Below are 13,026 nucleotides of genomic sequence, written 5' to 3'. Positions count from 1 at the left end.
TATGGATGGAAATACCGAAGATTTACAAAAGTTTGTTCCCCAAGTGCATTTTGAGCAAATACCTATTAAAAATTTATGTTCAAATCAAGATTATCAACGTAATCTTTCCATCAAACACGTTCAGCGTGCTGCAGCTAATTTTGACCTTTATCAGATAAACCCTGTAAAAGTAAGTAGACGTGATGGGATAAATTATGTGTTCAACGGACAACACACTATAGAGATTGTTGCTCTCGTCTCTGGATCAAGAGAAACTCCTGTCTGGTGTATGGTTTATGATGATCTTGTTTACACCCAAGAAGCAGATATTTTTGCAAATCAGATGAAATATGTCAAATCGTTATTACCTTATGAAATATTCATGGCTAATATTGAAGCTGGTAATGATAGAGAACTTATTATTCGTGACCTTGTTGAATCATATGATCTCACTATTACTTCTTCCTCTCGCCCCGGAGGTATATGTGCTGTATCCACTTTAATTAATATCTATGAAAAATATGGTTTTCACACTCTTGATCGTGTTTTACGCCTTTGTGTTGCCACATGGGAAGGTGCGCCTATGTCCTTTAGTTCCAATATGCTTAATGCTATTGCCCGTCTGGATAATGCTTATGGAGAAACAATGAAAGATGACACCTTCAAAGAAAAAGTTGGGCGTGTCTCTGTCAGAGAAATCAGTCGTACTGCCAGAGAACGTCGTGCCGGTTCATTAGGATTCGCAGAAGCTCTTTTACTAGAATACAATAAAAAATCCAAGTATTCACTTCCTTTTGAGAAATTATACACTCATAAAACACCCAAAAAAAGAGAACCATCAACTGAAGATGAATCCGGTCAAAGTTCCACTCCAGAAGGTCAGTTAGATTTATTTTCTACGGATCAAGAGAATACTCAGGCTCTGCCAAACGAATAGCGCAGAGCCTTCAGCCTTTAATTCTATCCATACTTTCAAAAGAACACCCTGCTTTAAGGCTCTCTTTCATGCAATCACTATTTTATCTTATCCCAAATTCATCAACCGCTCCATCCGCCACCTTATATATGAATACCCATTCCAAATATTTGCTTTTACCGGATACTCTTTCCTGTAAACAAATACAGTGTGATATTTAACAAAATGTATTCTACACCAATTATGTATATCTTTCATATATATGTTATTTATACCATTCATCCACTGTTCTAAAGCCCATATGTCTTTATCTGACACTAACTCCATTATGAACAGTACATTATAATATTGAATGACACCTACTCTCTTCCTCGTATTATATAGTAGTAGTGTTTAGAGACCCTCTCCAAGGTCTTCATAACTATTAAGTCATAGTCCTTTTCTTTACCTTTTCTACAGGTTCGACTATGATATATAAGGTGCTGTGGATTGGTTTCACACTCCTACCACTTGATGGTTTAGGAAAGGCTCCAACCACAGTCTCTTTGTTCATTTGTTAATCAGTTAGATACCGCATGACGGTTTATTTAGAACGAGGTTACAATCACAAGGAGTTCCCTGTGGTTCTAAAACAGCATTAATACTTTTTTAAGGAGATTTTTTATGATTTACGTCGGAATTGATGTCGCCAAAGATAAGCATGATTGCTTTATCACTAACTCTGATGGAGAAGTGTTATTTAAAGCTTTTACCATCGCCAACAACCTGACTGGTTTCACTGAACTTTATCAAAAAATTGAATCCGTTATGGAAGATGTATCAAAAGTAAAAGTAGGACTGGAAGCCACTGGACACTATAGTTACAATCTCCTCGGTTATCTCATTGATAAAGGTTTGCCCACCTATGCTATCAATCCGTTACATACTAATCTGTACAGAAAAAGTCTTAGCCTTAGACAGACGAAAACGGATAAAGTAGACGCCCGTACGATTGCTTCTATGCTGATGTCTGATGTGAACTTGAAGTCCTACTCAGATACATCTTACCACAACGAAGAGTTGAAGTCACTAACCCGTTATCGTTTTGATAAAGTTAAGGAACGGGCAAAGCTTAAATCTTCCGTTTCCAGACTGGTCTGTATCTTATTCCCTGAATTAGAAAAGTTAGTACCAACGCTTCATATGGCATCTGTTTATGCATTGCTTTCTGAATTTCCCGGTGCTAAACAAGTCGCTAATGTTCATCTTACCAGACTTACCAATCTTCTTACTAAAGCCTCAAAAGGTCGATATGGTAAAGAAACAGCCATTACATTCAGAGATGCTGCAAGAACCTCTATAGGCTCAAATATGCCTGCAAAATCATTAGAATTGAAACATACTATCAAGCTTATCCGGGAACTGACCTCTGAAATTGATGAAATAGAAAACGAAATCAAAATCATCATGGATGAAATCCATTCTCCAATCCTTAGCATTCCTGGAATCAACTATCGTATGGGCGCTATGATTATTGCAGAAATAGGTGATTTCAATCGTTTTGATTCTCCTGATAAAATCCTGGCATATGCCGGATTTTCACCTTCTACTTATCAATCTGGTCAACTTGATGGTGCTTACTCACACATGGAAAAACGAGGCTCCAGATATCTGCGGTATGCGTTATACAATGCGGCCAAATATGTCTGCCATTGGGATTCGACGTTTGCTGAATATCTGGCAAGGAAACGAGCCGAAGGCAAGCATTACAACGTTGCTATATCTCATGCTATCAAAAAGCTGGTTCGAGTCATTTATCATCTTGAGAAAACTAACCAGCAATACATCAAGGCTGATTAAATTTTTCTAATTCAATACTCCTTTTTTTGAGCACCAATAATGATGCTCTTTTCGTCATACAGTTTTCAAGGTTCAAATATATCTGAAATGCATTTCTGCAATTCATTCAAAAAATTTTCATTTTAGACTTGACTTTTAATAGTTAGTCTTTCCTCTATTAACCTTTTACACAATAACCTATACTTAATGTTCATATCGTTCCTATGCCCCTCCCTCTAATCTATATTTTCCATCCTTATATACGTTATATATATAATTATTATATAGTACATATAAACGCCTGTAACATATCCAGTGCTTCTTCTCCTCTGACTTCACCGACAATAATCCTCTCCGGTCGCATCCGGAGCGCTGTCCTGATCAGATCACGGATATTGATCTCCCCTGTTCCTTCTACATTTGCATTCCGTGCTTCAAGCCGCACCAGATTGGGAATCCCTGTGATCTGTAGTTCCGCGCTGTCCTCAATGGTAATAATACGTTCTTCTTTCGGAATAAAATCCGACAATACATTCAGAAAGGTTGTCTTTCCTGATCCTGTCCCTCCGCTGATAAAAATGTTATACTTTGCCTTCACGGCCTGGATCAGCATTGTTGCCGCTTCTTTTCCGATAGAGCCTGTATCGATCATCGTCTCCATCGTAATCCTGCTTTTCGGAAACTTTCTGATCGTAACAATCGGTCCATTGAGCGCAACCGGCGGCAGCACCACATTTACTCTGGAGCCATCCTCCAGTCTCGCATCTACGATCGGTGTTGCCTCATTGACAACCCTGTTACAGCCTGCTACCATCTGCTGAACCACATCTTCAAGCTTTCCCTTTGAAAGAAACTTTTTATCGGTTTCATAAATCCTTCCGTTACGCTCGATGAAAATCGGCTGCGTTCCATTGATCATAATTTCCGTAATCTCTTCATCCTCGATCAGCTCCTGCAAGATATCCAGCTTCCTGAACGCGTTAAAAAGCTCTCTCCCGAGAATTGCCTTTTCTCCAAGCGGAATGAACTCTTCTTTCGATTTTTCTTCCAGTATCCTGTGGATCAGTTCCAGCAGCTCTTCATCGCTTGCTTCCTTCGACAGATCCATCTGCGCCAGAATTTCTTCATGAAGTTGTTCTGCCCTCCGCATAGAAGAACCTCTTTTCTGTACTTTCTTTTAATAACTCAACTGTTTCTTTTACTGTCTGACGCATATTTTTCCCCATATTGATATACATGGTACGCGACTCCAGCTCCTGATACCGCAGTACCTTCAACATATGCTGGTACTGCGCAATTTTTGCCATCGCATATACATCCTCCGCACACGGCATGAGAATCTGGTCACACAGCCTTAACAGCTGAAACACATCCTCCATCCCATTTCCGATATCCAGAATGATCACGCTGTATACACTTTGGCTGATCAGTCTTTCAAATAGAGTTTTCCATTCCTCTGTATGCACAGCACGAAGATCTGTCCATACTTTCATTGGCGGGATATAGTCCAGATCACCCATTCTTTTTACCATGGATGCAATCCGTATCCCGATATCATCTCTTTCCTGTTTTGCATAGTAAAGAACATTTGCCAGATCAGGAGCATCCTGATCCCGGAAATATCCTCCCATGCCTGCATAGGTTTCCAGATTCAGATACAGCACGTCCTCTGACTGTGCCAGTGCTTTCCCAAGTTTCAGTGAAAACGTTGTCTTTCCAATTCTGTGAACCGGTGAATATACTCCAAGGATTCTTCCATTTCCGTTATCCGCACACGATCCCGGAAACTTCTCTTCCTGAAGTCCTTTTAAAATCCCGGTCATCAGTCCGTCAACCGGCTGATATTTCCGAAGCTCCGTTTCCTCCTCTCCCAGATCCACACAATGCTGTCTCGTCAGAATAATTCTCTTCCCGGTAAAAATCTGCTTTCTTTTTTCATATGGAACATCCTCACTGATCAACAATACCTTTATCAGACCAATCTTCAGTAACTCCTGTACCATTTCCGGCGACGAACAGATTCGCACTCCTGCTGTCACCTCTTTTTTCAAAAGCAGCGCCTCCGCAAGTCTTCTGACATACTCTTCTTCTGGATCACAAATTAAAATTTCTCTGTCGATTCTTTGCTCTGCTCCTTTCCGGCATGTCCGCCCTTTTTCTTTCAAACTTTGAATCAAATGCCGAATAGCATATGACGGAACACGTTTGCATTCCTTTTTTGACACAGTATTTATCAGAATATAAATACTGCTGAAACTGATTTTTTGATTTTCTAACTTATTGCTTTGCCTCTCTTGTAAGACGTATTATATGCGCCACTTTTCCCTTTGTCCATAGCTTTAAACCAGAAAAAAACGTTTTGCGCAACACCTACATAAACTGATAAAACATAATCCCATAAAGCATGGCAACTCCCGGAATTCCAAGACATCCGGACACAAAAAATGACAGGACATTTAGTCCGACAGAAACAGGAATGTTTCTATAGTCCATCCATTGATTGACCAGAAAAATACTGCCCATTCCTGTCAAAGCCCTGACAATAAAGTTTATCTGCCATGATCCTCTTCTTTTCATGCTCCGCCACCTCCTGCTCTATCTTATGAACTTTTTCACACAGATATGTTTTTTACCTCTGAAAAGAATTTCCTATGTAAGAAAGAATGTGCCTCGGCACATTCTCGCGCCGAGCGCGTTGCTGAGCGCCAGTGGCGCTCGTTAAGCAACGACCGAAGCGGAGCGTAGACCGCTTGCGACATTCTTCTTCGTGCGAGTGCGCATCTCCGGCACGCAGTGCCTTTTTTTCATAGGAAGTTCCTTCGGAATTTCCTATGAAAAAAAGAGCGCCACTGTCTGCACTTCGCAGTCCAATGGCACTTCCACATATCTTTTATAATTCAATTTCCACTTTTCGCCCGGTCCGGTGATACTGATGATATCGCACCCCGGCACAGTCAAACATCATTTTAGATGCTTTTACAGAAGTTGTATCTGCATACTTGTCTGAATCATAGATTACTTCTTTGATTCCACTCTGAATGATCGCTTTTGCGCATTCATTGCACGGAAAAAGCGATACATAAAGTTTGGCTCCTTCAAGACTTCCTCCACTGTAATTCAAGATTGCATTCAGTTCACTGTGTACGGTGTATACATACTTTGTCTTCAGCGGATCCTCACCTTCCCGTTCCCACGGAAATTCATCATCCGAACAGCCTCGTGGCAGACCGTTGTATCCCATTGACAGAATTTTGTTATCTGCACTTACGATACAGCATCCCACCTGGGTATTCGGATCTTTTGACCGTCTTCCCGAGAGAATGGCAACTCCCATAAAATATTCATCCCAGGAAATATAATCCTGTCTTTTTCCACTCATAATCGGTTCCTCTATTTTGTTCCGAAAATACGGTCTCCGGCATCTCCGAGTCCCGGAACAATATATCCATGTTCATTTAACTTTTCATCCAATGCTCCAATATACACTTCAACATCCGGATGAGCTTCCTGAAGCTTCTTTACTCCTTCCGGTGCTGCAATAATACACATAAAACGGATATTTTTTACGCCTCTGTTCTTCAGCATCTGGATCGCTGCGATACAGGATCCTCCCGTAGCAAGCATCGGATCTACTACAAATACTTCTCTTTCTTCACAGTCAGCCGGAAGTTTGCAGTAGTATTCTACCGGTTCAAGAGTTTCCGGATCACGGAACAAACCGATATGACCTACTTTTGCAGCCGGAATCATCGCAAGCATACCTTCTACCATTCCAAGTCCTGCTCTCAGGATCGGAACAACAGCAAGCTTCTTTCCCGCAAGCTCTTTTGCTGTCATCTTGCAGATCGGTGTCTGGATCTCGACATCCTGTAATTTCAGATCTCTGGTTGCCTCATAGCACATCAGCATTGCGATCTCACCGATCATCATTCTGAAATCCTTTGAACCTGTTTCCTCTCTTCTGATAATCCCGATTTTGTGCTGAATCAGCGGATGATCCATTACGTGTACATTTGACATTTGTTTTTTGCCTCCTCGTTTAACTTATTGGCAAGTTTTTTGACATACCCCTGGATCAGCTCATACATCTGCTCATACTGTTCCTGTGTCTGACCATATACAGACGGAATCTCTTTGCTTCCATTTACAAATTCACATAGTGTATAAACCTGTCCTTTTCCCGGATAATCATTCTGTATCTTTTGTTTGATACTGTCCTGCATTGCCAGAACAAGCGTATCTTCCCCAAATTCCTCTTCTGATAATGCAACAGTCTCATATCCTTCTGTCTCAATATGATGTCTCGCCAGAAGTTCTTCTGCTCTCGGATTCAGTGGCTCCGGGAAGAGAACCACAAGTCCTCTCGCACACACCTCGTATTCCTGGAAAAGCGGCTGCTTTTTCAGAATTGCTGCTGCGATCGGAGCACGACAGTTCGCGCTGTTGCTCACAAATACAATCCTGCGGTAATCCTGAAGCTTCGTGATCTCAGATGCCTGCAGTACATGATGTCCTGCTGCTTTGCCCAGCCGGTTCATGATCGCAGTTCCGATACCTGCCTCCGGAAATGCTTCACTGTAAATGTAATCAACTTCCTCTTCATCAAATTCACGTAGAACTTTATAAAGGTTTCTCGCAACCGTCTTTTCATTCACACGGGAACCTATGCATTTTACTACACCGGTCGTATACTGATCAACCGATTCATTAGACGCAATGATCCCCACCTTATATCCAAGTCTTACCTGCTCGTAAGCAATCTGCTTGATCGCCCGAACAGCCTCTTCAGGCTCTCCGTCAACAATGATCATCTCTGCCTTCGGCGCGTAGTGACGGTACTTCATTCCCGGTGCTTTCGGTGCTTTTGTGCTGTTCTCTGAAATCAAAGTTTCATCCACAGCCACCTCACCGATCACTTCACTTAACATCTCTTTTGTGATCGCTCCCGGTCTCAGAATCATCGGTGGAGTCACCGTCATATCCAGAATCGTAGACTCTACTCCGATATCTACACTTCCTCCATCCAGGATCATCTCGATCTTGCCACTTAAATCCTCTGCCACATGCTGTGCTGTCGTCGGGCTCGGTCTTCCGGATGTGTTGGCACTTGGTGCTGATACATATCCGCCTCCTGCAAGAATCAGCTCACGGGCAATCTCATCATCCGGCATACGCACAGCGACCGTTTCCAGACCACCGGTTGTTCCTAGCGGAACTTTTTCGTTCTTATTGAAAATCATCGTAAGTGGCCCTGGCCAGAAATGTGCCGCGATCTCATCTACAATAAGTGGTACAGATTCAACGATCGCACCCAGATCCTCCAGTCTCGCAATATGGACGATAAGCGGGTTGTCTGACGGGCGTCCTTTTGCTGCATAGGTCTTTTTCGCTGCCTCCTCATCAAGCGCATTTGCCCCCAGTCCGTAGACTGTCTCTGTCGGAAATGCCACCAGACCGCCATTCTTCAGGATTGAACCGGCTTCTTCCATAATCACCTGATCTATTTGGTTTCTGTCTATTTTTTTTATTATTGTTTCCATGTGTTTCATTATAGCATTATCCACATGGCATGGCAATTTTAATTTCCATACTCGTTCAGGTATTCCAGACATTTTGCGATTCCTTTTGCAACAGCTTCTGCAACCTGCTCCTGATATTCTTCTCCCGACAATTTTTCTGCCTCTTCCGGATTAGTCAGAAAGCCGCATTCCACGATCACCGTAGGCACTTTTGTCCGCCTCAGAAGATAATAGGTCTCATTTGCTTTTGCCTGCCTGTGATTTTCCGGATCAATCTCCTGCAAACTTTCCTGCAGGATCTTCGCAACAGCCTCTCCTTCCCGGGAATGGCTGTAATAAAACACCTGCGCTCCATGAATTTCCGGGTCTTCATAGCTGTTCTGATGGATACTCACTGTAAGGACAGGTTTCGTCTCGTTGATCATCTTCACTCTTGCCTGCATATCTTCTGTCTTTTTACTTCCGTCTCCTGTTATTCCAAGCCCTTTATCCTCTTTTCTTGTAAGCTCTGCTGTTATCTTTTCCTTTTCCAGACATTTTTTCACTTTCTCAGTAATTGCCAGATTGATATCCTTTTCCAGAAGGTTATTCAGCCCGATTTTTCCCGGATCACTTCCCCCGTGTCCGGCATCCAGGATTACCTGAGCCTGCTTTGCCTCCACCTGAGCCGCCTCGGTATACCTGCTTAATGTATAGCTGCCATAAATACATCCCGTCAGTAAAACAAGAGCCAGAATCCACTTTATTTTGCTCTTGAAAATAGTTTTCCCCCTTTTTACTATTTCACTGATTTTTTTATTCAAAAAAAGAGCCTCCTGCATATATTTTTACAAATATATGCGTGGAAAGCTCTTTTCTATACCTTTCTCATTATGTAATCAGTTTACATATTTCTGAATCAGATCCCAGATATCGGAAGTCTCAAATCCAAGTTTCCATGCTGCCGTTCCTGCCAGATTATTGTCCTTCATAAGTCCGAGTTTGACTTCAAGTGAAGAAGCATCCTCCAGCCAGATCCTGTAAGTTGAATCGTTATCTCCCTGCCACTCTGCATAGTTCTGCTTCGCCGTATCATCCCATGTCACAGTTGCTCCGGCTTCGCTTACCCGCTGTGCCGCTTCTTCCATGCCAAGTGCTTCGCTGGTAACTTTCATTGAATAGCTTTCAGCCTCGGTTCCCTGATCTTCCGCACGCTCTTCGTCCGTCTTCGGTGTCTCATTCCACAGCCTTGTATAGAATGGCACTGCATTGATCACCTTATCTGCCGGTACATCCCGCAGGGTTTCTTCAATTCCCTCTTTTACATAATTGTAAGATGCCACAGAACCTGCTTCATAGGAACCGGCAAAATGTTCATCATATCCCATAATGATCACATAGTCTGCCATAACCCCCTGTTCTTCTCTGTGATAATGTGTGTTATAACCCTTCGGCACATAATTATCTACAGAAAGAACCAGATTGTTCACCCGGCACAGCACAGAAAGCTCCCGGATAAACTGAATGTAATGATCTCCGACATCCGTCGGTATCTGTTCAAAATCCACGTTAATTCCATCAATTCCATTCTGAAATGCTGCATTTACCAGCTGATTCTCCAGGTTCTCCCTGCTTGAAGTATGACTGAGCAGCTCCATATCGTCTACATTCTGGTCGAAATTATCAACCAGCGCCCATACTTCCAGTCCACACTGATGTGCATAATCCACATAGTCTGTACTTGCAATGGAACTGATATTTCCGGAATTATCCGTTACACTGAACCATGTAGGGGAAATCGTATTGAGTCCTTTTGTAGCTGCAAGCGCATCTTCAATCCCTTCGTTGGCAGCTTCACTTGTGACCTGATGCCATACCAGATTGATCTTGTAATCTTTCTTGATTCCTGTATAATCCGGTTCCTCAAATTCTCTTGAGATTGTCTCTTTCTTGGCATCCTTCAGCTTTGACTTCTGAATATACCCGACAACTCCGGACTTTGTACAGACTTTTTTCCAGTCACTTACATCTTCAAGAACCGTAAGCTTATCTCCCTTTTTCACTTCTTCGAGCACCGGACTTTTTACACCTCCCAGAATCCTTACCTGGGAATCATCCTTAACCTTTGCCGTCTGACGCTCTCCAAACTTACTGGTGATCACGACTCTTGCCGGATCTTTATAAACTTCGTAGTCAAAATTTGCATATTTCTGCAGGAAATCCAGTGCAATATATGCTGTATCTCCTTCTGTCTTTACAATTGTATAATCCTCACTGTTCACAGTATCTGAAACAGAATAATCCTTACTGTCTGCCGCTGCCTTTACCATATCTCTCGGCAGTGTATACAAAAGCATATGCTCATTGGAATCCCAGTAAAAACGATCGCTGATATAATCCTGTACAAAGTTATAAGACAGATATGCAGTTCCGCCTTCTGTAATTGCCTGAGCATCCAGTACCTCGTTGTTGATCGTTACACCCATCTGCGACTTTGCCGTAATTCCAAAATATTTATTCAAATCATAGGTTTCTTTTGTCGGCCCATACTTTATCCAGTATATTGTTCCACCGGCAAGCCCAATGACAACTATAAAGATCACCAGCAATGCAATACACACGTTTCTGACACGGCGACGTCTTTTTCTTGCTCTTCTCCGTCTCTGATAACCTACGCCCGGATCCTCGTATCTTGCAGCAGCTTTTCTTGCTGCCGCAGCTTTGCGTCTGCGTTCTCTTTCCCTTTGCTCATTGGTCATTCTTCTTTCGTCCACATGACACCTCCTGTTTGCAGCATATTTTCACAGCTTAACTAAGCTTGTAATATGCGCATACTTTAGGTTATTATACCACATATATCTGCCATTTGTACACATCTGAGAACTATTTCCATTCCCCACAGGTCATGTCCTGGCGAGGGGGCTCTGCTTTTTCATTCCACCTGTGAATGGTCTGTTTCTATACTGTTAAAATCCAGTTCCCGGATCATTCCCTGTTCATCCAGAATATAATCCCGCATATAATTACTTTCTTCTCTTACCATATGCGCTGACACGATCTGAAGCGGACTTGCCGGAAAGCCATTCATCTGCATCCGGACACCGCTACGCTCATAATTTGTCAGTTCCGTAAATAAATCCTGATACTTTTTCTCTTGCTCGTCCATATTTCCCCCTTGAGTCAGACAGTTTTTACGGCAAAAAGCGACCATAAGGCAACACTTGTGATATATTACTTCTCCTGTGCTTTTTCCGATGACAAGAAAATGATCACTGTCCATACTTCGGTTCAATTGTTAGGTTCTGTTGATAAATCGTCTGATATGACCTGAATGTACTTGATTCTGTACGCTGTGTGCGAAATGCGTATGATAAATTCAAGATTTGTGCGATTGACTGGTCTGTCTTATTTTCCTGTAACGCCATTATAAGAAAGAGTTTATAAAAAAGCAAGCATTTTTTATTTTTTATTTTGTTTACATCGTTCCGTTTTTTGTTTATACTATTAGTAATTGTTCAGATAGATTTTTGATTGAATAGGAAGTGATACTTTATGAAGATAGAAAAGATAAATGATAATCAGATCCGCTGCACACTTACCCGTGATGATCTCGCCCAGAGACAGTTAAAGCTCAGCGAGCTTGCTTACGGCTCCGAGAAGGCAAAATCTTTATTCCGCGAGATGATGCAGCAGGCCGCTTCTGAATTTGGATTCGAAAGCGACAATCTGCCACTGATGATCGAAGCAATCCCGACCGCCGGTGATTCTATCGTTCTGAATATAACCAAAGTTGATGATCCGGATGAACTGGATACCCGTTTTTCCAGATTCACACCTACTCCTGCGGACGAAGCTGCTGATAAGCACAAATCCGTGCTGGAACATCTGAAAAAGCTTGACGGAGCCGAAGATTTTCTCGACATTCTCCGCCAGATGAAAGAAGCTGTATCCCAGCTCCCGGAGAACCCGGAAGCACTTGCCGATACTCCGGTCCAGGAACAGGCTCCTGCTTCAGAAGCCAAAGAAGCAGCTCCTGCTGAACCTTCTGTTCCACCGGTCCGGCTTTTCTCTTTCTCAAGACTTGACAGTGTGATTCATGCCAGTCATTTTTTAGCTGAGATGTATGATGGTCCGAACACACTTTACAAGGATGAAGCAGAGAACATGTACATCCTGACACTTGCACAGGGAGAGCATCCGTCTTCTGATTTTAACCGTATCTGTAATATGCTCTCCGAGTATGGTTCACCGGAACAGGGTGGTGGTATATCACTTGCATTTCTGGAAGAACACTGTGATATGATCCTTGCCAAAAACGCAATACAGACTCTGACTTCATTTAAATAACAGACAAATCCACAATTTTTAACTTGGCGAAAAAAGACGGGGACGGCAGATTAATGATCTGTCGTCCCCGTTAAATTATATCTTTTATTTATTCACGGTCTATGCTTCAGCTGCTAAGAGTGCGTTGATCTTTGCGATAAGAAGATCTGCATCAATTCCATGAACCATTGCTGCTTCTTCAAGAGACTCACCCTGTGAAGCCGGGCATCCAAGACAATGCATTCCAACTTCCATAAGAACCGGTGCTGTCTGTGGAGCTACCTGAAGTAATTCGCCAATTGTCATTGTTTTTGTTACTTCGACTGCCATCTTTCTTCCTCCTTTGCTTTTCGTATCCCTTATTATAATACCATTTATCCCAAAAAACAACCTTAATATCCGACTGTATTGCTCGGATATTAAGGTTTCTTTGCTTTTGTAAAATATTTTCCCCGTTTTCCACAAAAAACGTATGTTTTTATGTGGACA

Annotated in this window: 12 protein-coding genes and 1 pseudogene; 3 read left to right on the top strand and 10 right to left on the bottom strand. The window is 42.3% G+C overall.

From position 1 onward, the window contains the following. Nucleotide 1 precedes the first annotated feature (1 nt). Nucleotides 2–916: a DUF6551 family protein gene (locus NQ556_RS00250; protein ID WP_055155695.1), complete on the top strand. Its 915-nt coding sequence runs from the start codon at nt 2–4 to the stop codon at nt 914–916. Between the two features lie 642 nt (nt 917–1,558). After that, on the top strand, nt 1,559–2,734 hold the full coding sequence (locus NQ556_RS00245) for an IS110 family RNA-guided transposase (RefSeq protein WP_204575752.1): 1,176 nt from the start codon (nt 1,559–1,561) through the stop codon (nt 2,732–2,734). Between the two features lie 277 nt (nt 2,735–3,011). Here the strand turns inward: NQ556_RS00245 and NQ556_RS00240 are convergent. The 9 genes and pseudogenes from NQ556_RS00240 to NQ556_RS00200 all read right to left on the bottom strand — a co-directional run. Next, nucleotides 3,012–3,863 (bottom strand): annotated as a pseudogene (locus NQ556_RS00240) (CpaF family protein); the annotation flags it as partial. Beyond that, nucleotides 3,838–4,764: a P-loop NTPase family protein gene (locus tag NQ556_RS00235; RefSeq protein WP_147356970.1), complete on the bottom strand. Its 927-nt coding sequence runs from the start codon at nt 4,762–4,764 to the stop codon at nt 3,838–3,840. The pseudogene NQ556_RS00240 and the gene NQ556_RS00235, both read right to left, overlap by 26 nt. 319 nt (nt 4,765–5,083) lie before the next feature. Then, on the bottom strand, nt 5,084–5,290 hold the full coding sequence (locus tag NQ556_RS00230; RefSeq protein WP_008375529.1) for a pro-sigmaK processing inhibitor BofA family protein: 207 nt from the start codon (nt 5,288–5,290) through the stop codon (nt 5,084–5,086). A gap of 313 nt (nt 5,291–5,603) precedes the next feature. Further along, a complete protein-coding gene (locus NQ556_RS00225; RefSeq protein WP_008375533.1) occupies nt 5,604–6,092 on the bottom strand; it encodes a deoxycytidylate deaminase in 489 nt (162 codons plus the stop codon). An 11-nt stretch (nt 6,093–6,103) separates the two neighbouring features. Beyond that, nucleotides 6,104–6,733 carry a uracil phosphoribosyltransferase gene (gene upp, locus NQ556_RS00220; protein WP_022220333.1) on the bottom strand — a complete coding sequence of 210 codons (630 nt, stop codon included), beginning with the start codon at nt 6,731–6,733 and terminating at the stop codon, nt 6,104–6,106. After that, nucleotides 6,715–8,253 (bottom strand): L-threonylcarbamoyladenylate synthase, encoded by a 1,539-nt coding sequence (locus tag NQ556_RS00215; protein ID WP_055248207.1) that lies wholly within the window; start codon nt 8,251–8,253, stop codon nt 6,715–6,717. The genes upp and NQ556_RS00215 overlap by 19 nt, the downstream gene beginning before the upstream one ends. A gap of 38 nt (nt 8,254–8,291) precedes the next feature. Further along, on the bottom strand, nt 8,292–9,035 hold the full coding sequence (locus tag NQ556_RS00210; protein ID WP_008375541.1) for an N-acetylmuramoyl-L-alanine amidase family protein: 744 nt from the start codon (nt 9,033–9,035) through the stop codon (nt 8,292–8,294). A gap of 75 nt (nt 9,036–9,110) precedes the next feature. After that, nucleotides 9,111–10,970 (bottom strand): glycosyl hydrolase family 18 protein, encoded by a 1,860-nt coding sequence (locus NQ556_RS00205; protein WP_008375543.1) that lies wholly within the window; start codon nt 10,968–10,970, stop codon nt 9,111–9,113. A gap of 173 nt (nt 10,971–11,143) precedes the next feature. Further along, entirely contained in the window at nt 11,144–11,377 is a 234-nt protein-coding gene (locus NQ556_RS00200; RefSeq protein ID WP_022220330.1) for a hypothetical protein, read from the bottom strand. A gap of 386 nt (nt 11,378–11,763) precedes the next feature. On the opposite strand from NQ556_RS00200, the gene NQ556_RS00195 reads away from it, so the two are divergent. Continuing rightward, entirely contained in the window at nt 11,764–12,558 is a 795-nt protein-coding gene (locus tag NQ556_RS00195; protein ID WP_008375545.1) for an adaptor protein MecA, read from the top strand. A 99-nt stretch (nt 12,559–12,657) separates the two neighbouring features. Here the strand turns inward: NQ556_RS00195 and NQ556_RS00190 are convergent, their stop codons facing one another. Beyond that, entirely contained in the window at nt 12,658–12,867 is a 210-nt protein-coding gene (locus NQ556_RS00190; RefSeq protein ID WP_022220329.1) for a DUF1858 domain-containing protein, read from the bottom strand. Between the last annotated feature and the right edge of the window lie 159 nt (nt 12,868–13,026).

Origin of the sequence: Coprococcus comes ATCC 27758, from assembly GCF_025149785.1 — a bacterium.
GTDB classification, from domain to species: Bacteria; Bacillota; Clostridia; order Lachnospirales; family Lachnospiraceae; genus Allocoprococcus; species Allocoprococcus comes.
Note: the sequence above shows the minus strand (reverse complement) of the source record. Positions and strands in the feature narration are given on the sequence as shown.

What these genes read in the sequence shown, in the direction of transcription:
- upp (WP_022220333.1), bottom strand. Translation starts at nt 6,733, where the DNA reads ATGTCAAATGTACACGTAATGGATCATCCGCTGATTCAGCACAAAATC.
- NQ556_RS00205 (WP_008375543.1), bottom strand. Translation starts at nt 10,970, where the DNA reads ATGACCAATGAGCAAAGGGAAAGAGAACGCAGACGCAAAGCTGCGGCA.
- NQ556_RS00195 (WP_008375545.1), top strand. Translation starts at nt 11,764, where the DNA reads ATGAAGATAGAAAAGATAAATGATAATCAGATCCGCTGCACACTTACC.
- NQ556_RS00250 (WP_055155695.1), top strand. Translation starts at nt 2, where the DNA reads ATGGATGGAAATACCGAAGATTTACAAAAGTTTGTTCCCCAAGTGCAT.
- NQ556_RS00200 (WP_022220330.1), bottom strand. Translation starts at nt 11,377, where the DNA reads ATGGACGAGCAAGAGAAAAAGTATCAGGATTTATTTACGGAACTGACA.
- NQ556_RS00225 (WP_008375533.1), bottom strand. Translation starts at nt 6,092, where the DNA reads ATGAGTGGAAAAAGACAGGATTATATTTCCTGGGATGAATATTTTATG.
- NQ556_RS00215 (WP_055248207.1), bottom strand. Translation starts at nt 8,253, where the DNA reads ATGGAAACAATAATAAAAAAAATAGACAGAAACCAAATAGATCAGGTG.
- NQ556_RS00245 (WP_204575752.1), top strand. Translation starts at nt 1,559, where the DNA reads ATGATTTACGTCGGAATTGATGTCGCCAAAGATAAGCATGATTGCTTT.
- NQ556_RS00190 (WP_022220329.1), bottom strand. Translation starts at nt 12,867, where the DNA reads ATGGCAGTCGAAGTAACAAAAACAATGACAATTGGCGAATTACTTCAG.
- NQ556_RS00230 (WP_008375529.1), bottom strand. Translation starts at nt 5,290, where the DNA reads ATGAAAAGAAGAGGATCATGGCAGATAAACTTTATTGTCAGGGCTTTG.